General features: G+C 64.3%; 20 protein-coding genes and 1 other annotated feature (1 of these 21 cut by a window edge). Of the genes, 16 read left to right on the forward strand and 4 right to left on the reverse strand.

What is annotated here, in order from left to right:
* Positions 1–180 (forward strand) — a binding site (T-box leader); it begins 43 nt to the left of the window's first position.
* A gap of 57 nt (positions 181–237) precedes the next feature.
* The 4 genes from ilvB to ilvC all read left to right on the forward strand — a co-directional run bounded on the left by ilvB (position 238) and on the right by ilvC (position 4,316).
* Positions 238–1,947 carry a biosynthetic-type acetolactate synthase large subunit gene (ilvB, locus tag QZ378_RS00900; protein WP_291256998.1) on the forward strand — a complete coding sequence of 570 codons (1,710 nt, stop codon included), beginning with the start codon at positions 238–240 and terminating at the stop codon, positions 1,945–1,947.
* A 16-nt stretch (positions 1,948–1,963) separates the two neighbouring features.
* Complete coding sequence (gene ilvN / locus QZ378_RS00905) at positions 1,964–2,521, forward strand: acetolactate synthase small subunit (RefSeq protein WP_291256999.1); 558 nt, start codon at positions 1,964–1,966, stop codon at positions 2,519–2,521.
* Positions 2,522–2,718: 197 nt separating this feature from the next.
* Positions 2,719–3,171 carry an N-acetyltransferase gene (locus QZ378_RS00910; RefSeq protein ID WP_291257000.1) on the forward strand — a complete coding sequence of 151 codons (453 nt, stop codon included), beginning with the start codon at positions 2,719–2,721 and terminating at the stop codon, positions 3,169–3,171.
* Positions 3,172–3,296: 125 nt separating this feature from the next.
* The gene (gene ilvC / locus QZ378_RS00915; protein ID WP_087236745.1) at positions 3,297–4,316 is read left to right on the forward strand and encodes a ketol-acid reductoisomerase; all 1,020 of its coding nucleotides are present in this window, start codon (positions 3,297–3,299) and stop codon (positions 4,314–4,316) included.
* Between the two features lie 273 nt (positions 4,317–4,589).
* Here ilvC and QZ378_RS00920 read toward each other — a convergent pair whose 3' ends face one another.
* Both QZ378_RS00920 and QZ378_RS00925 read right to left on the reverse strand, forming a co-directional pair.
* Positions 4,590–4,934, reverse strand: a complete 345-nt coding sequence (locus QZ378_RS00920; RefSeq protein ID WP_191380513.1) for a helix-turn-helix transcriptional regulator — start codon at positions 4,932–4,934, stop codon at positions 4,590–4,592.
* 105 nt (positions 4,935–5,039) lie between these two features.
* Positions 5,040–6,425, reverse strand: coding sequence for an MATE family efflux transporter (locus QZ378_RS00925; protein WP_291257001.1), 1,386 nt, complete (start codon positions 6,423–6,425; stop codon positions 5,040–5,042).
* Between the two features lie 289 nt (positions 6,426–6,714).
* On the opposite strand from QZ378_RS00925, the gene QZ378_RS00930 reads away from it, so the two are divergent.
* The 10 genes from QZ378_RS00930 to QZ378_RS00970 all read left to right on the forward strand — a co-directional run bounded on the left by QZ378_RS00930 (position 6,715) and on the right by QZ378_RS00970 (position 17,105).
* Positions 6,715–7,143 carry an Hsp20/alpha crystallin family protein gene (locus tag QZ378_RS00930; RefSeq protein WP_191529908.1) on the forward strand — a complete coding sequence of 143 codons (429 nt, stop codon included), beginning with the start codon at positions 6,715–6,717 and terminating at the stop codon, positions 7,141–7,143.
* A gap of 191 nt (positions 7,144–7,334) precedes the next feature.
* Positions 7,335–9,968, forward strand: coding sequence for an ATP-dependent chaperone ClpB (clpB, locus tag QZ378_RS00935; protein ID WP_291257002.1), 2,634 nt, complete (start codon positions 7,335–7,337; stop codon positions 9,966–9,968).
* 219 nt (positions 9,969–10,187) lie between these two features.
* Positions 10,188–10,661 (forward strand): YhcH/YjgK/YiaL family protein, encoded by a 474-nt coding sequence (locus QZ378_RS00940; protein WP_291257003.1) that lies wholly within the window; start codon positions 10,188–10,190, stop codon positions 10,659–10,661.
* A 235-nt stretch (positions 10,662–10,896) separates the two neighbouring features.
* Positions 10,897–12,228, forward strand: coding sequence for a type I glutamate--ammonia ligase (gene glnA, locus QZ378_RS00945; protein ID WP_291257004.1), 1,332 nt, complete (start codon positions 10,897–10,899; stop codon positions 12,226–12,228).
* A 5-nt stretch (positions 12,229–12,233) separates the two neighbouring features.
* A complete protein-coding gene (locus tag QZ378_RS00950) occupies positions 12,234–12,767 on the forward strand; it encodes an ANTAR domain-containing protein (protein ID WP_191529637.1) in 534 nt (177 codons plus the stop codon).
* A 171-nt stretch (positions 12,768–12,938) separates the two neighbouring features.
* Positions 12,939–14,609 (forward strand): formate--tetrahydrofolate ligase, encoded by a 1,671-nt coding sequence (locus tag QZ378_RS00955; RefSeq protein WP_291257005.1) that lies wholly within the window; start codon positions 12,939–12,941, stop codon positions 14,607–14,609.
* 140 nt (positions 14,610–14,749) lie between these two features.
* Entirely contained in the window at positions 14,750–14,827 is a 78-nt protein-coding gene (locus QZ378_RS12950) for a formate--tetrahydrofolate ligase (protein WP_191529653.1), read from the forward strand.
* Positions 14,828–15,120: 293 nt separating this feature from the next.
* Positions 15,121–15,738: a cyclodeaminase/cyclohydrolase family protein gene (locus QZ378_RS00960; protein ID WP_291257006.1), complete on the forward strand. Its 618-nt coding sequence runs from the start codon at positions 15,121–15,123 to the stop codon at positions 15,736–15,738.
* On the forward strand, positions 15,738–16,604 hold the full coding sequence (locus QZ378_RS00965) for a tetrahydrofolate dehydrogenase/cyclohydrolase catalytic domain-containing protein (protein ID WP_291257007.1): 867 nt from the start codon (positions 15,738–15,740) through the stop codon (positions 16,602–16,604). The genes QZ378_RS00960 and QZ378_RS00965 overlap by 1 nt, the downstream gene beginning before the upstream one ends.
* A gap of 15 nt (positions 16,605–16,619) precedes the next feature.
* Complete coding sequence (locus tag QZ378_RS00970; protein ID WP_191529633.1) at positions 16,620–17,105, forward strand: N-acetyltransferase; 486 nt, start codon at positions 16,620–16,622, stop codon at positions 17,103–17,105.
* 59 nt (positions 17,106–17,164) lie between these two features.
* On the opposite strand, the gene spoVAE is transcribed toward QZ378_RS00970, so the two are convergent.
* Both spoVAE and spoVAD read right to left on the reverse strand, forming a co-directional pair.
* A complete protein-coding gene (spoVAE, locus tag QZ378_RS00975; RefSeq protein WP_087236494.1) occupies positions 17,165–17,533 on the reverse strand; it encodes a stage V sporulation protein AE in 369 nt (122 codons plus the stop codon).
* A gap of 10 nt (positions 17,534–17,543) precedes the next feature.
* Positions 17,544–18,560: a stage V sporulation protein AD gene (gene spoVAD, locus QZ378_RS00980; protein ID WP_291257008.1), complete on the reverse strand. Its 1,017-nt coding sequence runs from the start codon at positions 18,558–18,560 to the stop codon at positions 17,544–17,546.
* Between the two features lie 153 nt (positions 18,561–18,713).
* Here spoVAD and QZ378_RS00985 point away from each other — a divergent pair, with 153 nt between their 5' ends.
* Both QZ378_RS00985 and QZ378_RS00990 read left to right on the forward strand, forming a co-directional pair.
* The gene (locus tag QZ378_RS00985; RefSeq protein ID WP_191529631.1) at positions 18,714–19,322 is read left to right on the forward strand and encodes a hypothetical protein; all 609 of its coding nucleotides are present in this window, start codon (positions 18,714–18,716) and stop codon (positions 19,320–19,322) included.
* A gap of 12 nt (positions 19,323–19,334) precedes the next feature.
* Complete coding sequence (locus tag QZ378_RS00990; RefSeq protein ID WP_291257009.1) at positions 19,335–20,072, forward strand: acyl-ACP thioesterase domain-containing protein; 738 nt, start codon at positions 19,335–19,337, stop codon at positions 20,070–20,072.
* Positions 20,073–20,142: the final 70 nt, after the last annotated feature.

The raw sequence follows: 20,142 nt of genomic DNA on the forward strand, positions 1-20,142 counted from the left end.
GAGAGGGAGCGGCTGGTGTAAGCTCCCGTGAGGCCGTCCGGGCGCTCACCCGAGAGCAGCTCCGCTGAACCAGATGGCTAGGCGGAGACGGTTTTCCCCTCCGTTATCGGGGCAACGAGTGCGCGGGCCTGCCCGCGAAATTAGGTGGTACCACGGAGTCATGGCGGCTTCGTCCTATGGGACGAAGCCGCCATGTGTTTTTGATACCAGAGTTCCGCCAAAGGAGGTATACGACCCATGAGAATGAAAACCGCTCAGATTTTGATGGAGTGCCTGCTGGAGCAGGGGGTAGACACGGTCTTCGGCTACCCCGGCGGCACCATTCTGAATGTATATGACGAGTTTGAGCTGCACGGATATAAGGAGAAAATCCGCCACATCCTGACGGCCCACGAGCAGGGGGCCTCCCACGCCGCCGACGGGTATGCCCGGGCCACCGGAAAGGTGGGGGTGTGCTTCGCCACCTCCGGCCCCGGGGCCACCAACCTGACCACCGGCATCGCCACCGCCTACTACGACTCCTCCCCCGTGGTGTTCATCACCTGCAACGTCAGTGAGAACCTCATCGGCAAGGACTCCTTCCAGGAGGTGGACATCACCGGCATCACCATGCCCATCACCAAGTGCAACTACCTGGTGAAGGATCCCAGCCAGCTGGCCGACGTGATCCGGGAGGCCTTCGCCATCGCCCGCACCGGCCGGCCCGGCCCGGTGCTGGTGGACATCGCCAAGAACGTCACCGCCGCCGAGGCGGACTACGAGCCCCTGCCCCTGGCCGAGCACCCCAACCACGGCCGCCTGGGGGCCATGCTCCGCCGGGCCAGCCACGACCTGCGGGCCCCGGAACCCGACGCCGGCGACATCCAGACCCTGCTGGACATGATCGAGGAGGCGGAGAAGCCCCTGGTGCTGGTGGGCGGCGGCGTGATCCGCTCCCGGGGGGCGGTGCCCGAGTTCCGGAAGTTCATCGAGCGGCTCAACGCCCCGGTGGCCTCCACCATCATGGGCGGCGGCGCCTGCCCGGGCAACCACCCGCTCTTCACCGGCATGATCGGCATGCACGGCTCCCACGCCTCCAACCTGGCTAGCGACCAGTGCGACCTGCTCATCGCCGTGGGCTGCCGCTTTTCCGACCGGGTGGCCACCGACCCGGCCACCTTCGCCCCCAACGCCAGAATCGTCCACATCGACATCGACCGGGCGGAGATCGACAAGAACGTCAAGACCGACCATCACATCATCGGCGACGCCAGGCGGGTGCTGGAGCTGCTCAACGAAAAGCTGCCCGCCCACGACTACCCGGAGTGGAAGGGGTGGGTGTTCTCCCACCCGGAGGTGCCCCTGAAAAAGGACGACATCCTCCACCCCCACGAGATCCTGGAGACCATCCAGGCCGTCACCGACGGGGACGCCATCATCGCCACCGACGTGGGCCAGCACCAGATGTGGTGCGCCCAGTACTACCACTTCTCCCGGCCGGGGCAGTTCATCACCTCCGGCGGCTTCGGCACCATGGGCTTCGGCCTGGGGGCCGCCATGGGCGCCGCCGTGGGCAACCCGGGCAAGGTGGTGGTGCAGTGCACCGGCGACGGCTGTTTCCGCATGAACTGCCACGAGCTGTGTACCGCCGAGCACTACAACATCCCGGTGATCACCGTGATCTTCAACAACCGCACCCTGGGCATGGTGCGCCAGTGGCAGAACCTGATCTACAACAAGCGGTTCTCCCAGACCGACCTGGATCGCGGCCCCGACTTCGTCAAGCTGGCGGAGGCCTACGGCATCCAGGGGGAGCGGGCCGCCACCCAGCCGGAGTTTGAGGCGGCCTTCCGCCGGGCCGTGGCCGCCGGCAGGCCCTACGTCATCGAGTGCGCCATCGACAAGGACGCCATGGTTCACCCCATGGTCTCCGCCGGTGCGCCGGTCACCGATTTCATTCTGGATTGATAAGGAGGGCGTGGAAATGAGTGAAGCAACCGTGACCCGCCGCACCCTCTCGGTGCTGGTGGAAAACGCCGCCGGCGTCCTGTCCCAGGTCTCCCGGCTGTTCTCCCGGAAGGGCTACAACATCGAATCCCTGGCGGTGGGCACTACCGACGACCCCACCGTCTCCCGTATCACCATCGAAGTCATGGCCGACGCAGCCATGACCGAGCAGATCATGAACCAGCTGCGCAAGCAGTTCCCCGTCTACTCCGTCCAGGAGCTCAAGCCGGAGCGCTCCATCCGCCGGGAGCTGGTCATGTTCAAGGTCAGGGCCGAGACCCCCGACATCCGCAACGAGGTCATCCAGATCGCCAACATCTTCCGGGCCTCCATCATCGACGTGTCCCTCAAGTCCCTCACCCTGGCCCTCATCGGCGACGAGTCCAAGGCCGACGCTATGCAGAAGCTGCTGGAGGCCTTCGGCATCCTGGAGCTGGTGCGCACCGGCATGGTGGCTTTGGAGAGAGGCGCCTACACCATCGGCGACGAGACCAAAGAGCAGACCGAGTTTAACCTGGGTAAGAATTTCCTGTAACTCTGGCCGGTCTGCTCTTGCGAGCGCAGCGAGCCGCCGCTTTGCGGCGTTCAAGCGCTTCGCGCAGCGAAACCTTTTTATATAAACATTTTCCCAGAGAAAGGGGGAGAGCAGATATGAAGCTGTATGAAAACAGGTTCCTGTCAGCCAGAAGGAGGGTTTTCATCCGTTAGCCCTCCGGATTAAAAGGAGGAAGTATGGACTGTATTACCTTGCAGAACGTGGATGAATCCAATTTTCTCGCCTGCTTTTCCCTGGAATTGGATGCCCAGCAGGAAAAGTTTGTATCCCACCCCATCCGAAGCCTGGCCCAGGCGTATGTATACCGCGGGCAGTGCACCCCCTTTGCGGTCTGCCGCGCCGGTGAGGTAGTAGGATATCTGATGGTCATCTATGACTATGACGAAGAAGCCTATTTCATCTGGCATCTGATGATCGACGCCCGGCACCAGGGCAGGGGCTACGGGCGGGCCGCCATGGAGGCGGCGCTCGCCTATATCCGCTCCAAGCCCTTTGGGGATTCCAGCATCGTCCGGCTGACCGTCAGCCCGGAAAATTCCGCTGCCTGTCACTTGTACCAGACACTAGGCTTCTCCCCCACCGGCCGGGCGGATGAGGATGAGATCGAGCTGGAACGGGTGCTCGATTGACTCCCCCGCCGGGGATGCCGCTCAAATCTTTTTTGAGATTGTAACACAGTTATCATTCTTTCGTTCCCGCCTGTGCTATGATAAGCTATCAACAGCCACCACTGGATAAAAAGGAGTGTATTACCATGGCTAAGATGTACTACGAGAAGGACTGCGAGCTCTCCTACCTCAACGGCAAAAAGATCGCCATCATCGGCTACGGCTCCCAGGGCCACGCCCATGCCCTCAACCTGAAGGACTCCGGCTGCGACGTGTGCGTGGGTCTGCGCCAGGGCTCCAAGAACTGGGCCGAGGCGGAGAAGGCCGGCCTGACCGTCAAGACCATTCCCGAGGCCGCCCAGTGGGGCGACATCGTCATGATGCTCATCAACGACGAGGTGCAGGCCGAGGTCTATAAGAAGGACATCGCTCCCTACATGACCGAGGGCAAGGCCCTGGCCTTCGCCCACGGCTTCAACATCCGCTATCAGCAGATCGTCCCCCCCGCCGGCGTGGACGTGTTCATGGCGGCCCCCAAGGGCCCCGGCCACACCGTCCGCTCCACCTACGTCAACGGCAAGGGCGTGCCCTGCCTGGTGGCCGTGGAGCAGAACGCCACCGGCAACGCCTATAAGATCGCCCTGGCCTACATCGCCGGCATCGGCGGCGCCCGGGCCGGCGTCATGGAGACCACCTTCCACGACGAGACCGAGACCGACCTGTTCGGCGAGCAGACCGTGCTGTGCGGCGGCGTGGTGGATCTGATGCGCTGCGGCTTCGAGGTGCTGGTGGAGGCCGGTTACGAGCCGGAGAACGCCTACTTCGAGTGCATCCACGAGATGAAGCTGATCATCGACCTGATCAACAAGGGCGGCGTGGCGGCCATGAACTACTCCATCTCCGACACCGCCGAGTTCGGCGAGTACGTCTCCGGCCCCCGGGTCATCCCCCACGAGGAGACCAAGGCCCGTATGCGCGCCGTCCTCTCCGACATCCAGGACGGCACCTTCGCCGGCAAGTGGATCGCCGAGAACAAGAACGGCCGCACCTTCTTCAACTCCAAGCGCCAGCAGCTCAAGAAGCACCAGATGGAGATCGTGGGCGAGGAGCTGCGCAAGAACATGATCTGGGGCGGCGACAAGGATCTGGATACCGCGTCCAACTGAGCAAAACCCGGACGCGAGCCCAGCGGAGCGGGTCGCGTCCGGAGAGGAGGCGCAAGGGAGCGCAGCGAGGGATGTCCGCCAGGGCGTCCCGAGCAGAGCGGACTTTGCGCCGACGAGGGGCGGAAGCGAACGATGCGGAGCTTGCGGCGACGCGGGGCGGCGACAAGGATCTGGACACTGCGTCCAACTGAGCAAAGCCCGGGCGCGCTGAACCGGAAATTTTACAGGTATTTGAACAGGCAGGGCCCGTCCGTTGGACGGGCCCTGCCTGTTTTACTCTTCCACGCTTTTCAGAAGCTCCTCCGGCGACACGCCGTACAGCTTGGCCAGGGCCAGGAGATTGGAGGTGCTGGGGTCGGCGGCGCCGCTCTCCCACTTGCTCACCGCCTGGCGGCTGACCCCGATGGCCTCCGCCACAAACTCCTGGGTCATCTTGCACCGGGTGCGGTGGTACCTGAGGGTCTCCCCCAGGCTCCTGGCCATCTCCGCCTTCTCCTGCCGGACGGGGCCGGAGCGCAGATACTTCCGCAGGGCTTTGATGAGCAGCACCACCAGGTAGATTACCACCGCCATGATGGCCAACCAGATCACCAGGCCGATCAACATGGGAATCAGCATCGCGGCCACGCCGGAGCCTGCCGTTCTTTCAGTTATCGGGGACATAGAAAACACTCCTTTCTGGATAGGCCCAGCATACTGGATCTCCCCGGTTGCGTCCACCAGCTATTGCGCAACTTTGGGTTGACCCTCCTCCTGCCTGGCCCGTTTGGCCAGGATTTTGGGGAAGAAGTGGAGGAACAGGCAGGTGGTCACCGTGGCGGCCACCGCGTCGGCGATGGGCTCGGACAGGAAGGTGGCCGGGGCGGACACCAGGGCGGGCAGCAGGAGCAGGCAGGCCAGGAACACGCTCTTGCGGAACAGGGAGCAGAACAGGGCCAGCCGCACGTGGCCCAGGGCGGTGGTCTCGTCCACCAGGGGGTACTGGACGGCCAGGGGGAGGATCATGGCGGTGAACACCTTAATATAGCCCACCGACTGCTCCGCCAGCTCCGGATTGCGGGTGAACAGGCCCACAAACACCGGGGACAGGGTGTGGGTGAACACCATCATCCCCGCGCAGAAGGTGAGGCACAGGCCCACAATACATTGGATGGCCTTTTTGATGCGCTCCAGGTTGCCGGCGCCGTAGTTGAAGCTGACCACCGGCTGGGTGCCCAGGGTGAGGCCGCCCATGGGCATGGTGATGAGGAGCAGGTAGCTCTGCACGATGGTGGCGCAGGTGACCAGGACGTCCCCCTGCTCAGGGCCGCCGTACCGCTGGAGCACCGTGTTGAGCACGATGAGCAGGATGCTGTCGGTGGCGATGATCAGGAAGGGGGACAGGCCGAAGGTGAGCACCCGCCGCATGACGGCCCAGTCCGGCCTGCCCCACCGCAGGGGCACCGGCATGGATTTGCGCAGCAGCATGGTCAGCACGAAGGCGCAGGAGGCCATCTGGGAGATCACCGTGGCGATGGCCGCCCCGGCCACGTCCATGTGGAGGACAAAGATGAAGACGGGATCCAGCACGATGTTGAGCACCGCCCCCAGCATCACCGTGGCCATGCCCAGGCCGGAGTAGCCCTGGGCGATGAGGAAGCTGTTCATGCCGGTGGCCATGAGGGCGAAGAAGGTGCCGGCGGTGTAGATGGTCAGATAGGTGTCGGCATAGCCGAAAGTGGCCTCACTGGCGCCGAACCAGCGGAGCAGCTGCCCCTTGGACAGCAGGAACATCGCCGTCAGCGCCACCGACAGCACCAGTAGCATGAGGAAGCAGTTGGACAGAACCCTGCCCGCCTCCTTCTTCCTCCCCTCCCCCATGCGCATGGCCATGATGGGGGAGCCCCCCAGGCCCACCAGGGAGGCAAAGGAGGACAGCAGGGTGACGATGGGGCCGCATACCCCCACCCCCGCCAGGGCCAGATCCCCGATGCCCTGGATGTTGCCGATGTAAATGCGATCCACGATGCTGTAGAGCACGCTGACCAGCTGGGCCAGCATGGTGGGGATGGCCAGCCGGCACACCAGCTTGAAAACCGGGTCGCGGCCCAGGTCGTTGGTATGTTTCATAGTTCTCTCCCTTCCGCACAAGCGGAGGGTATTATACCTCTTTTTTCCCACTCCGTAAAGGGTCAGTTGTTTTAGCACTCCATATATAAGAGTGCTAATGTTTACAATTTGGACATAATTTCATGTATATTTGTTCACAGAATCCCTCTATACTTAGGTTCAGAAAACGAGATAAGAGGGCCCGCGAGGGCCCCGGAAAGAGGATGACAGCCGTGAAGAAACCAAGATTTTAGCACACAGAACCCATCATTGCTAACCATCCGCTTTCAGGAAAAAGGAGAGATTGATTATGTTTGGCATGCTTCCCTTTGAGCGCAGCGAAGACAACGTGTTCGATACCTTTGATAACTTTGCCCGGAACTTCTTCCGCAGCAGCAACACCTCCCTGCCCGCCTTCCGCACCGACATCCGGGACGCCGGCGACAAGTTCATTTTAGAAGCCGAGCTCCCCGGCTTTGACAAGGGCGACATCAAGCTGGATGTGAAGGACGGCATCCTGACCATCACTGCCGAGCACAGTGAGAACCAGGATCAGAAGGACGACAAGGGCACCTACATCCGCCGCGAGCGCCGCTACGGCTCCTTCAGCCGCTCCTTTGACATCACCGGCATCAACGAGGCCGGGATCACCGCCGCCTACAACAACGGCATCCTGGAGTTGAACCTGCCCAAGGCCGTGCCGGTGGTGCCTGAGAGCCGCCGGATCGCCATCGATTGATCGGAAACGCGGGAGCCGGTCAGCTGCGGCTGACCGGCTCTTGTTCGTGTCCCGAAGGGGCGGATGTCCTATGCCCGCCGGGCCGCCGTTGGTGCCATGCCCCTGAAATACCATAAAGTTTTTGCCAGCCTGCGGGCGGCAGAGCCCAGCCTTTGGCGGGTCTGCCGACGAGAAAGGATGTGACGCGATTTATGAACGCGCAGAAATATACCCAGAAATCCCTGGAGGCGGTGCAGAACGCCCAGTCCATCGCCACCGAGTACGGCAACCAGCAGATTGAGCAGCCCCACCTGCTGCTGGCCCTGCTGCTGGACGAGGGCGGCCTGATTCCCCAGCTGCTGGGGAACATGGGCCTCACCGTCCCCTCCTTCACCGCCGCCGTCAAGGCGGAGGTGGAAAAGCTGCCCCGTGTGTCCGGCTCCGGCCGGGAGCAGGGCAAGATCTATGTGGCCCAGGATGTGGACAAGTGCCTGAACACCGCCGAGAGCGTGGCCGCCTCCATGAAGGACGAGTACGTGTCGGTGGAGCACCTGCTGCTGGCCCTGATCGACACGGCAAACCGCGCCCTGAAAGAGGTCTTCCGCACCTACAACGTGAGCCGGGAGCGGGTGCTCCAGGCCCTGAGCAATGTGCGGGGCAACCAGCGGGTCACCTCCGACAACCCGGAGGAGACCTACAACGCCCTGAAGAAGTACGGCACCGACCTGGTGGAGCGGGCCCGGGCCAATAAGCTGGACCCGGTGATCGGCCGGGACGACGAGATCCGCAACGTCATCCGCATTCTGAGCCGCAAGAGCAAGAACAACCCGGTGCTCATCGGCGAGCCCGGCGTGGGCAAGACCGCCATCGCCGAGGGCCTGGCCCAGCGGATCGTCAAGGGCGACGTGCCCGCCTCCCTGAAGGACAAGACCATCTTCGCCCTGGACATGGGCTCCCTGATCGCCGGTGCCAAGTACCGGGGCGAGTTTGAGGAGCGGCTGAAGGCCGTCCTCAACGAGGTAAAGAAGTCGGAGGGGCAGATTATCCTGTTCATCGACGAGCTGCACACCATCGTGGGCGCGGGCAAGACCGAGGGCGCCATGGACGCGGGCAACCTGCTCAAGCCCATGCTGGCCCGGGGCGAGCTCCACTGCATCGGCGCCACCACCCTCAACGAGTACCGCCAGTATATCGAGAAGGACGCCGCCCTGGAGCGGCGGTTCCAGCCCGTCATGGTCAACGAGCCGTCGGTGGAGGACACCATCGCCATCCTCCGGGGCCTGAAGGAGCGGTACGAGGTGTACCACGGGGTCAAGATCCAGGACAGCGCCATCATCGCCGCCGCCACCCTGTCCGACCGCTATATCACCGACCGCTTCCTCCCCGACAAGGCCATCGACCTGGTGGATGAGGCCTGCGCCATGATCCGCACGGAGATCGACTCCATGCCCACCGAGCTGGACGTGATCCAGCGCAAGATTATCCAGCACGAGATCGAGGAGGCCGCCCTCAAGAAGGAGGACGACGCCCTGTCCCAGGAGCATCTGGCCGAGATCCAGAAGGAGCTGGCCGAGATGCGGGACGAGTTCAACGCCAAGAAGGCCCAGTGGGAGAACGAGAAGAACGCCATTGGCAAGGTGCAGAAGCTGCGGGAGGAGCTGGAGGAGGCCAACGCCGAGCTGGAGAAGGCCCAGCGGCAGTACGACCTGAATAAGGCCGCCGAGCTGCAGTACGGCCGCATCCCCGAGCTGAAGCGGCAGCTGGAGGCCGAGGAGGCCATCGCCAACGAGGGCAGGGCCAGAAGCCTGCTGCGGGACAAGGTCACCGAGGAGGAGATCGCCCGCATCATTGAGCGCTGGACGGGCATACCCGTGGCCAAGCTGATGGAGGGGGAGCGGGAGAAGCTGCTCCACCTGGAGGACATCCTCCACCAGCGGGTTGTGGGCCAGGACGAGGCCGTCCGCCTGGTGTCCGAGGCCATCCTGCGCAGCCGGGCCGGCATTGCCGACCCCGACCGGCCCATCGGCTCCTTCCTGTTCCTGGGCCCCACCGGCGTGGGCAAGACCGAGCTGGCCAAGACCCTGGCCGAGGCCCTGTTCGACTCCGAGAAGAACATGGTGCGCATCGACATGAGCGAGTATATGGAGAAGTTCTCCGTCTCCCGCCTCATCGGCGCCCCTCCCGGATACGTGGGCTATGAGGAGGGCGGCCAGCTCACCGAGGCCGTCCGCCGCCACCCCTATTCCGTGGTGCTCTTCGACGAGGTGGAAAAGGCACACCCCGACGTGTTCAATATATTACTCCAGGTATTGGACGACGGCCGGATTACGGACAGCCAGGGCCGGACGGTGGATTTCAAGAACACCATCATCATTTTGACCTCCAACCTGGGCTCCCAGTACCTGCTGGACGGCATCGACGCCGACGGCAACATCACCCAGGAGGCCAAGAATGCCGTCAACGACCTGCTCCGCCATTCCTTCCGGCCCGAGTTCCTCAACCGGCTGGACGAGATTGTGTTCTACAAGCCGCTGACCAAGGATAACATCACCCATATCATCGACCTGCTGGTGGCCGAGCTGAACCGCCGCCTGGAGGACAAGCAGCTGACGGTGGTGCTCACCCCCGCGGCCAAGCAGTTCATCATCGACAGCGCCTACGACCCCGCCTTCGGCGCCCGGCCCCTCCGCCGCTTTGTGCAGCACTCGGTGGAGACCCTCATCAGCCGGAAGATCATCGCCGACCAGGTGGAGAGCGGCGACACCCTCACCGTGGACTGCGTCAATGGCGAGCTGACGGTGGAGGCCAAGACCGTCCTCACCGGCGAAGTGGTGGACGCTGACTGACACCCCCCATAACCGTATCACACAAAAATGGGCCGGGTGGTGCAGCTCTACCAGCAGATGACCTATCCCGGACAGCGTATCCAGGCAGATGTGGAAGGTGGTCCCCCGCCGACCAGCACGGAACGGGCAGAAATCCCTTGACAGGGGGACGGGTATGGGATACCTTATATATAAACCGGGCGGCCCCGCCGGGCCGCCGCGTACAGAGGAGGAAGCACCATGATCTTTTCCAAGCTGAACGGGGGAGACGATCTGTCCGCCTACCCCGCCGCCATCCAGCGTGCTCTGGCCTATCTGCGGGACACGGACATCATGTCCCTGGAGCTGGGCCGCCACGAGCTGGAGGGAGACGACATGTTCGTCAACGTGATGGATATGACCACCCACCCCATGGAGGGCTCCCACCCGGAGATTCACAAGAAGTATATCGACCTGATGTACTGGCCCGAGGGGGGCGAGCGCATCGGGGTGGCCCCCTATCTGGGCACCGAGCCGGTGTTTGAGGCCCGGCCGGAGAACGACATCTCCCTGCTGGAGGATGTGGCCAACGAGTGCATGCTGGTGGCCACCCCCGGCTGCTTCGGCATCTTCTTCCCCTGGGATGCCCACCGGCCCGCCCTCATGCTGGGGGACGCGCCGGCCACCAGCCGCAAGGCGGTGGTGAAAATCAGCATGGCCCTGCTGGCCCGCTGAGGACAGCTGTTTTTGAAGGATTTCTTATCAGACTTGCATAAAAATGTCCGGGGAGATCCGCCGCAACTCTTCCGCTTCCCACGAAAAGAAGGAAAAGGAAGAAAAAGGGTTGACAAAACACCCTGAAAACACTATACTGTTCCCATAGCTAAGGACGAAGGCGTTCTAACCCGCAGGGGGAGAGCGCCTTCGCCCTTTTTGTTTTAATTTGAAGGGACAAAAGGAGATGCTTGCAATGTCGACCAGAAAGGAAGATATTATCCGCATGGTGCGGGACGAGGACATTGAGTTTGTCCGCCTCCAGTTTACCGACATCTTCGGACAGCTCAAGAACGTGGCCATCACGGCCTCCCAGATCGAGAAGGCGGTGAACAACCAGATCATGTTCGACGGCTCCTCCATCGAGGGCTTCGTCCGCATCGACGAGTCCGACCAGTACCTCTATCCCGATCTGGACTCCTTCGCCATCTTCCCCTGGCGGCCCAGCCACGGCAAGGTAGCCCGGCTCATCTGCGACGTGTACAACCCCGACGGCACCCCCTTTGTGGGCGATCCCCGCTATGTGCTGAAAAAGGTGCTCCAGAAGGCCAAGGACATGGGCTACGACGCCTTCAACGTGGGCCCCGAGGCGGAGTTCTTCCTGTTCCAGACCGACGACGAGGGCAAGCCCACCACCAAGACCAACGACGAGGCGGGCTACTTCGACCTGGGTCCCCTGGATCACGGCGAGGGTACCCGGCGGGAGATCTGCCTGGCTCTGGAGCAGATGGGCTTCGAGATCGAGGCCAGCCATCACGAGGTGGCCGAGGGCCAGCACGAGATCGACTTCAAATACGCCGGCGCCCTCCACACCGCCGACAACATCATGACATTCAAGCTGGCGGTCAAGACCCTGGCCCAGAAGAACGGCCTCCACGCCACCTTCATGCCCAAGCCCATCTTCGGCATCAACGGCTCCGGCATGCACACCAACATGTCCCTGTTCAAGGACGGGAAGAACGCCTTCTATGATCCCGACGATCCCAAGGGCCTGTCCAGGGAGGCGTACAGCTTCATCGCCGGCCTGCTCCACCACATGCGGGGCATGGCCGCCATCACCAACCCCCTGGTCAACTCTTACAAGCGGCTGGTGCCGGGCTACGAGGCCCCCTGCTACCTGGCCTGGTCGGCCTCCAACCGCTCCGCCCTGATCCGGATTCCCGCCAGCCGCGGGCAGGGCACCCGGGTGGAGCTGCGCTCCCCCGACCCGGCCTGCAACCCCTATCTGGCCTTCGCCGTCTGTCTGGCCGCCGGCCTGGACGGCATTGAGAAGGGCATGAACCCTCCGGCGGAGATCACCGAGAACATCTATGCCATGGATGACGCCGCCCGGAAGGCCCACGGCATTGAGAGCCTGCCCGGCTCCCTGGAGGAGGCCCTCCACGCCATGGAGGCCGACCAGCTGATCCTGGACGCCCTGGGCGAGCACGTGGCCGCCAACTACCTGGCCGGCAAGTGGCGGGAGTGGGACGAGTACCGCACCCGGGTGTCCTCCTGGGAGCGGGAGAAGTATATCATCAACTATTAAGCGCCATGGAGACAGTGGTGGTGGCCTTCGCCGGCGAGCAGAACGGCCGCCGGGTGAAGGAGATTCTGGAGAGCGCCGGAACGGCCTCCTGTCTGCTCTGCCGTTCCGCCGACCAGGTTCGGCGACTGGTGAGCCAGCAGCGCATCACCACCGTGGTCTGCGGCTACAAGTTCCCGGACGGCACGGCGGAGGAGCTGGCGGAGGATCTGTACGATACCTGCAACGTGCTGGTGGTGGCATCCCAGGGCCTGCTGGATCTGATCCAGAACGAGGCCCTGTTCCGCCTGCCCGCCCCCGCCACCCGGCGGGAGCTGGTGGTGTCGGTGCAGATGCTCCTGCGCATGGGGGAGCGGCTGGGCCGCCTCCGGCCGCCCCGGCGGAGTGCCGGGGAGCAGGCCCTGATCGACCGGGCCAAGGAGCGGCTGATGGCCCGCCACGCCCTGTCGGAGGAGGAGGCCTACCGCATGCTCCGACGCCGGAGCATGGACGGGCGCCTCAGCCTGGCGGACACCGCCCGGCAGGTGCTGGAAGAGGAATAGTGCAAACAGAGACCGCCCGCTGCTCTTGCAGCGGGCGGTTTTGGTACCCGCCGCCCCGGACGGCTCTCGGTTGACAAGGGAGAAAAAGGATGATACGATTAAGTTCTCCAAACAGACGGGGCGTCTGGCGGATCATCACAACAGATAACATGAAGGAGCGTGGATGCGGAAGTGAAGTCGGATATTGAGATCGCACAGGCCTGTGCCATGAAGCCCATCAGGGACATCGCGGCGGTGGCCGGGGTGGACGAGGAGTACCTGGAGTACTATGGAAAGTACAAGGCCAAGATCGACCTGAAGCTGCTTGCTGACCGGGCGGACAGGCCCGACGGCAAGCTGATCCTGGTGACGGCCATCAACCCCACCCCGGCGGGGGAGGGCAAGACCACCACCACCGTGGGCCTGGCGGACGGGATGCGCCGGCTGGGCAAGAACACCGTGGTGGCCCTGCGGGAGCCCTCCCTGGGGCCGGTGTTCGGCGTCAAGGGCGGCGCCGCCGGCGGCGGCTATGCCCAGGTGGTGCCCATGGAGGACATCAACCTCCACTTCACCGGCGACTTCCACGCCATCGGCGCGGCCAACAACCTGCTGGCCGCCATGCTGGACAACCACATTCAGCAGGGCAACGAGCTGGACATCGACGTGCGGCGCATCACCTGGAAGCGCTGCGTGGACATGAATGACCGGCAGCTGCGCAACATCGTCTGCGGCCTGGGGGGCAAGGTCAACGGCGTGCCCCGGGAGGACGGCTTTGACATCACCGTGGCCTCGGAGATCATGGCGGTGCTCTGCCTGGCCGGCGGCCTGGCGGATCTGAAGGCCCGGCTGGGCCGCATGGTGGTGGCCTATACCCGCGCCGGGGCTCCCGTCACCGCCCACGATCTCAAGGCCGAGGGGGCCATGGCCGCCCTGCTCAAGGACGCCATCAAGCCCAATCTGGTTCAGACTCTGGAGGGCACCCCCGCCTTCATCCACGGCGGCCCCTTCGCCAACATCGCCCACGGCTGCAACTCCGTCATGGCCACCCGGGTGGCCCTCAAGATGGGGGACTACGTGGTCACCGAGGCCGGCTTCGGCGCCGACCTGGGCGCGGAGAAGTTTTTGGACATCAAGTGCCGCCTGGCGGGCCTGAAGCCCGACGCGGTGGTGCTGGTGGCTACCGTCCGGGCCCTGAAGCACCACGGCGGCTGCCCCAAGGCCGAGCTGGGCCAGAAGAACCTGGCCGCCCTGGAGGCCGGTCTGCCCAACCTGCTCCGCCATGTGGAGAACATCACCAAGGTCTACGGTCTGCCCTGCGTGGTGGCCATCAACCGCTTCCCCACCGACACCGAGGCGGAACTGCGCCTGGTGGAGGACAAGTGCCGCGCCCTTGGGGTCAACGTGGCCCTGTCCGAGGTGTGGGCCAAGGGCGGCGAGGGCGGCGAGGCCCTGGCCCAGGAGGTCATCCGCCTGTGCGGCGAGCCCAACCACTTCTCCTTCGCCTATGAGCTGGAGCAGCCCATCGAGGCCAAGCTCAACGACATTGTGAAGAAGATCTACCACGGCGACGGCGTGGTCCTCACCCCCGCCGCCAAGAAGCAGGCGGCGGAGCTCACCGCCCTGGGCTTCGGGGATCTGCCCATCTGCATGGCCAAGACCCAGTACTCCTTCTCCGACAACCAGAGCCTGCTGGGTGCCCCCGACGGCTTCACCGTCACCGTGCGCAATCTCAAGGTGTCCGCCGGAGCCGGGTTCCTGGTGGCCCTCACCGGTGACATCATGACCATGCCGGGACTGCCCAAGGTGCCCGCCGCAGAGAAGGTGGACGTGGACGAGAACGGCAGGATCTCAGGTCTGTTCTGATCCCGGCATGGTTATGTCCGCCGCGGATGCGGCGTCCAAGCGTTTTGGCGCAGCCAAAACCTTGATGCCGGGCGGATTCACTCCGCCCGCGCAGATAAAATTATCCGGGGCCCCCGCAGAACTCCGTTCTGTGGGGAGCCATGCCAGGGCTGCCCAAGGTACCCGCCGCCGAGAAGGTGGACGTGGACGAGAACGGCAAAATCTCCGGGCTGTTCTGAAGCCCCGGATGATTACACAGGCATAATGGGACCCGCCGCAGGCGGGACGCCGCAAGTGCGGCGCTCAAGCGTTTTGGCGCAGCCAAAACCTTGAACCGGACGGAATTGATTTCCGGCCGGTTGGTTTCAATGGGGTCCCCGGCGGGGAGATTCCCCGCCGGGGCCGGACGAGAACGGCAGAATCTCCGGGCTGTTCTGAACGTATGCTGCATGCACGGGCGACCACAGACCGCCCCTACATCCCACTTGTAGGGGCGGCCTCTGGCCGCCCGGTCAAATGAGGAGTGAATACAATGGATACCGCCAACCAGACCTGCGGCGCGTTTCTGGACGCGCTAGCCTCCAAGGCGCCCACACCCGGCGGCGGCGGCGCTTCCGCCCTGGTGGGGGCCCTGGGGACTGCCCTGTGCACCATGGTGGGCAACTACACGGTGGGCAAGAAGAAATATGCCGGGGTGGAGGAGGACGTGAAGGCCCTCATGGCAAAGGCGGAGGACATCCGGGCCAGGCTGCTGGCCCTGGTGGACGCGGATGCCGCCGCCTTTGAACCCCTGTCCAGGGCATATTCCATCCCCAAGGACGACCCCAGGCGGGGAGAGATCATGGAGCAGTGCCTGCGGGACGCGGCCGCCGCTCCCATGGAGATCCTCCGCCTGAGCTGTGAAGCGATTGACCTTCACAGAGAGATGCTGGACAAGGGCAGCGCCATGATGCTCTCCGACGTGGGCACGGGCGTCATATTCTGCTGGAGTGCCCTGTACGGCGCCTGCCTCAACGTGAAGGTGAACACCAAGAGCATGGCCGACCGGGCCTATGCCGAGGCCATGAACCGCGAGGCCGACCAACTGGTGAATCAGTACTGGAAAATCGCCGAGCAGGTCTACGAGGCGGTCATGGGGAGGTTTTCCTGATGGCAGAGTTGTGGAAGGGCGCGCCGGCGGCGGCGGCCCTGACGGAGAAGCTGGCCGTCCAGGCCGCCGCCCTGCGGCAGGCCGGCGTGGTTCCCACCCTGGCCATTGTCCGGGTGGGGGAGCGGCCGGAGGATCTGTCCTATGAGCGGGGGGCCGTGAAGCGGTGCGAGAAGGTGGGCATCGCTGTCAAGCGGTTTATCCTGTCGGAGGATGCCTCCCAGGAGGAGCTGACAGCGCTGCTCCGGCAGATCAACAGGGCGCCGGATATCCACGGCTGCCTGCTGTTCCGCCCACTGCCCCGCCACATGGATGAGGGCGCGGTGTGCGCCGCCCTCTCTCCGGCCAAGGATGTGGACGGCATCACACCCGGCTCTCTGGCGTCGGTGTTCTCCGGCGACCAGCTGGGCTATCCCCCCTGCACCGCCCAGGCCTGCATGGAGCTGCTGGACTACTATGGATATGATCTCACCGGCAGGCGGGCGGTGGTGGTTGGCCGCAGCCTGGTGATCGGCAGACCGGCGGCCATGCTGCTGCTGGGGCGCAACGCCACCGTCACCCTCTGCCACACCCGCACCGCCGATCTGGCCGCCGAGTGCCGCCGGGCGGAGGTGCTCATCGCCGCCGCCGGAAAGGCAAAGGTGATCGGCGCGGATCACCTGGCCCCCGGCCAGGTGGTGATCGACGTGGGCATCAACGTGGATGAGGACGGCAGCCTGACGGGGGACGTGGATTTCGCCGCCGCTCAGGATGTGGTTCGGGCCATCACCCCTGTGCCCGGCGGTGTGGGCGCGGTGACCACCACCGTGCTGGCCCGCCATGTGCTGGAGGCCGCCGCCAGGGCCTCCGGCCTCACCCTGTCCGAATAACGGAGGTATTTACCCATGATACGAACTGCAACACCCGAGGATCTGCCCGCCCTGGGCCCGGTCTACGCGGCCGCCCGCCGCTTCATGGCCGAAAACGGAAACCCCACCCAGTGGAGCGACCGCTATCCCCTGACCGAGGATCTGGAGGAGGACATCGGCAAGGGGCAGCTGTACGTCTGGGCGCCGGACGGGGCCGTCCACGGGGCCTTTGTCCTCCAGCTGGGGGAGGAGGCCAACTACCGGGAGATCCAGGGGGCCTGGCGCTCTGACACCCCCTACGGCACCATCCACCGGGTGGCCAGCGACGGGGCGGTGCCCGGCCTGTTTGCCGCCTGCATGGACTTCTGCAGGGCCCGTGTGAACCATCTGCGCATTGACACCCATCGGGACAACGGGGTGATGCAGTATCTGATCCTCAAGCACGGTTTTGTCCCCTGCGGCACCATTTGGGTGGAGGACGGCACCCCCCGCCTGGCCTACGAGTGGCTGGCGGAGGCTTGAACAGAACACGCTGACAGACCAAGGGGACGCTGATCCGTACAGCGTCCCCTTGACTTATGCTATGATTTGGATTTTGGCTTGAAGATCAGGGCCGCCAGCAATCCGAAGAACACGGCGGCGGCGATCCCCCCCGCCGCGGCGGTGACGCCGCCGGTGAGTGCCCCCAGCACCCCCTGCTCGGACACCGCCTTGGCGGTGCCCTTGGCCAGCAGCCAGCCGAAGCCGGTGAGGGGCACCGTGGCCCCCGCGCCGCCGAACTGGGCGATATATTTGTAGATGCCCAGGCCCCCCAGCACCACCCCGGACACCACATAGAGCACCAGGATGCGGGCGGGGGTCAGCTTGGTCTTGTCGATGAGCACCTGCCCGATCAGGCAGAGCACGCCCCCGCACAGGAAGGCGCGGGCATATTCCCAGAAGATTTCCATTTCAGACACCTCAATCCTTCGGCCCTTCCAGGGCCGCTGCATGGCAGATACAGGGGATGCTCTCCCCCTGCTGGGTGGAGGTGGGGGAGAGCAGGGCCCCGGTGCCGCAGAAGAGCAGCTTTTTCCAGCGCCCCTGGTTCATCCCGTTGAGGATCAGCCCGCAGAGCACCACGGCAGAGCAGCCGCAGCCCGATCCGCCGCAGTGTACGTCCTGCTTCTCCGCGTCGTAGATGAGCACGCCGCAGTCCTCCAGATTGGGCAGCTCCACCCCGTCCCGGTGAAAGAGATCCAGCAGGATCTCCTTGCCCAGGCTGCCCAGATCGCCGGTGAGGATCAGATCGTAGTCCGACGGTTTCCGCCCCAGATCCTCCAGATGGGCCTTGATCGTCTCATAGGCCGCCGGGGCCATGGCCGCCCCCATGTTGTTGGCGTCCCTGATGCCCTTGTCCACGATTTTCCCCGTGGTTACGTGGGTCACCCTGGGGCACGCCCCTTCGGCGGACAGGATCACACAGCCCGAGCCGGTCACCGTCCACTGTGCGGTGGGGGTGCGCTGGCCGCCGTACTCCAGGGGGGTACGGTACTGCCGCTCGGCGGAGCAGAAGTGGGAGGAGGTCATGGCGGCGGCACAGCTGCCGAAGCCCCCGTCCAGCAGCAGGGCCGCCAGGGACAGGCTCTCCGCCATGGTGGAGCAGGCCCCGTACAGACCGTAAAAGGGCACGTCCTGTCCCCGGAGGGCAAAGCCGGTGCCGATGCACTGGTTGAGCAGATCTCCCGCCAGGATATAGTCCAGGCGGGAGGCGGACAGCCCCGCCTTGTCCAGAGCGGTGGACAGGGCCAGCTTCTGCATGGCGCTCTCCGCCTTCTCCCAGCTCTTCTCCCCAAAGGTGTCGTCCTGGTTCACCAGGTCGAAGGTGTCTGCCAGGGGGCCGTCCCCCTCTTTTTTGCCCACAATGCTGGCAAAGCCCGCCACAGCGGGCGGATGGGACAGGGCGACGGTCTGCCGCCCCCGCTTTTTCGATTCCACCGCGCCGCCTCCTTTTCTCACAGGATGGTGCTATTTTGAACGAAAAGGCGGGAAAATATGAGGACGGATTTTGTTCCCGGATACGCTGGTCAAACGGGGCGGTTTGCGCTATAATAAAAACAACATCCTGCGCGAAATTTTAGGAGGTTTTTCATGGTTGAGCAAGCCAAGCGCACCCTGGCCTATCTCTGCCCGTCCTGCCGGCAGAGCGTCGCGGTGGAGCGCAGCATTTTCCAGCTGGCGGCATCCGCCAACGAGCTGCCCTGCCCCTGCGGCAAATCCTCCCTGCGGGTGGAGATGATGGGCGACCGGGTGCGCCTCACCGTGCCCTGCCTGTTCTGCGGCAAGGATCACAGCGTCACATGCTCCTCCCACGCCTTCCTCCACGAGAAGGTGCTGGCCTTCTCCTGCGCCGCCTCCGGGCTGGACTGCTGCTATGTGGGGGAGGAGGGGCCGGTGTTCGCCGCCCTGAAGCGCCTGGAGGAGGCGGTGGACAAGCTGGAGGCCCAGGCAGGGGAGAAGGGCACCTTCCTGGACGAGCTGGTGATGCACGAGGTGCTCTCCGAGATCAAGGACATCGCCCAGCGGGGCGGCATCTCCTGCACCTGCGGCTCCCACAACTGGAAGCTCCAGGTCAACTACAGCTCGGTGGATCTGTTCTGCGCCGACTGCGGCGGAGCCATGCGCATCCCGGCGGCCACCGCCAGCGACATCGACGACATCTGCTGCAAGGACAAGCTGGTCATCCATGGCCAGGCATAGGGGGCGGCGCTGATGTACTACGAAAAGGAATACCTGGTGGACTCCCGGGACATCGATCCCTGGTACCACTGCCGCCCCTCTGGCCTGCTGGGCGCCCTCCAGGAGGCGGCGGTGGAGGCGGCCTGCGCCCTCCACGTCTCCCGGGACGAGACCATGGCCAAGTACCACTGCTTCTGGATGCTGGTTCGGATGTGGTACCGCCTGAACCGGCCCCTGAGCTGGGGGGATCGGGTTACCATCCGCACCTGGCACCGGGGCGCCCGGGGGGCGTCCACCTACCGGGACTTTGACCTGTATGTGGAGGGAAAGCCGGTGGGGGAGGCGGTGTCCACCTGGGTGCTGGCCGACGCAGACACCCACCGGATTTTCCGCATGAGCAGGGTGGACGAGTTTCAGGGCACCGACGGCGGGGAGCTGTGCAAGAGCCGCACCCTCTCCGGCCTCCACCTGCCGGCGCACATGGAGCACGTGGAGAGCCGTGCCCTCCACTACAGCGACACCGACGTCAACGGCCACGTGAACAACGTGCGCTACGTGGACTTCATCTGCGACGCCCTCCACATGGAGAACCTGGGCCCCGAGCGGTATGTGTCCTCCCTCCAGGTGGGTTATCTGGCCGAGTGCCGGGCGGGGGAGACCATTGAGCTCTGCGCCGGGCAGGAGGACGGAATCTGGTATGTCCACGGCGCGGATCCGGCCGGAAAGAGCCGCTTTGACGGCGCGGTGGAGCTGTCCCACATCACCCCTTGACAGACGGAGGGGCATCGAGTAAAATAGATAAAATTTCAGCTTTTGAGATTCTGAGAGAAAGATAAAGGAG

It is taken from the genome of Flavonifractor sp. (assembly GCF_019422385.1).
Lineage (GTDB): Bacteria > Bacillota > Clostridia > Oscillospirales > Oscillospiraceae > Flavonifractor > Flavonifractor avistercoris.

Bases quoted from the DNA above. Each gene is read 5' to 3' on its own strand.
- QZ378_RS00920 (WP_191380513.1), bottom strand. From the start codon at position 4,934: ATGCTGATTCCCATGTTGATCGGCCTGGTGATCTGGTTGGCCATCATG.
- QZ378_RS00965 (WP_291257007.1), top strand. From the start codon at position 15,738: ATGGCAGAGTTGTGGAAGGGCGCGCCGGCGGCGGCGGCCCTGACGGAG.
- glnA (WP_291257004.1), top strand. From the start codon at position 10,897: ATGTCGACCAGAAAGGAAGATATTATCCGCATGGTGCGGGACGAGGAC.
- clpB (WP_291257002.1), top strand. From the start codon at position 7,335: ATGAACGCGCAGAAATATACCCAGAAATCCCTGGAGGCGGTGCAGAAC.
- spoVAE (WP_087236494.1), bottom strand. From the start codon at position 17,533: ATGGAAATCTTCTGGGAATATGCCCGCGCCTTCCTGTGCGGGGGCGTG.
- QZ378_RS00990 (WP_291257009.1), top strand. From the start codon at position 19,335: ATGTACTACGAAAAGGAATACCTGGTGGACTCCCGGGACATCGATCCC.
- QZ378_RS12950 (WP_191529653.1), top strand. From the start codon at position 14,750: ATGCCAGGGCTGCCCAAGGTACCCGCCGCCGAGAAGGTGGACGTGGAC.
- QZ378_RS00950 (WP_191529637.1), top strand. From the start codon at position 12,234: ATGGAGACAGTGGTGGTGGCCTTCGCCGGCGAGCAGAACGGCCGCCGG.
- QZ378_RS00960 (WP_291257006.1), top strand. From the start codon at position 15,121: ATGGATACCGCCAACCAGACCTGCGGCGCGTTTCTGGACGCGCTAGCC.
- QZ378_RS00970 (WP_191529633.1), top strand. From the start codon at position 16,620: ATGATACGAACTGCAACACCCGAGGATCTGCCCGCCCTGGGCCCGGTC.
- ilvB (WP_291256998.1), top strand. From the start codon at position 238: ATGAGAATGAAAACCGCTCAGATTTTGATGGAGTGCCTGCTGGAGCAG.
- QZ378_RS00930 (WP_191529908.1), top strand. From the start codon at position 6,715: ATGTTTGGCATGCTTCCCTTTGAGCGCAGCGAAGACAACGTGTTCGAT.
- QZ378_RS00910 (WP_291257000.1), top strand. From the start codon at position 2,719: ATGGACTGTATTACCTTGCAGAACGTGGATGAATCCAATTTTCTCGCC.
- ilvN (WP_291256999.1), top strand. From the start codon at position 1,964: ATGAGTGAAGCAACCGTGACCCGCCGCACCCTCTCGGTGCTGGTGGAA.
- QZ378_RS00925 (WP_291257001.1), bottom strand. From the start codon at position 6,425: ATGAAACATACCAACGACCTGGGCCGCGACCCGGTTTTCAAGCTGGTG.
- ilvC (WP_087236745.1), top strand. From the start codon at position 3,297: ATGGCTAAGATGTACTACGAGAAGGACTGCGAGCTCTCCTACCTCAAC.
- QZ378_RS00985 (WP_191529631.1), top strand. From the start codon at position 18,714: ATGGTTGAGCAAGCCAAGCGCACCCTGGCCTATCTCTGCCCGTCCTGC.
- QZ378_RS00940 (WP_291257003.1), top strand. From the start codon at position 10,188: ATGATCTTTTCCAAGCTGAACGGGGGAGACGATCTGTCCGCCTACCCC.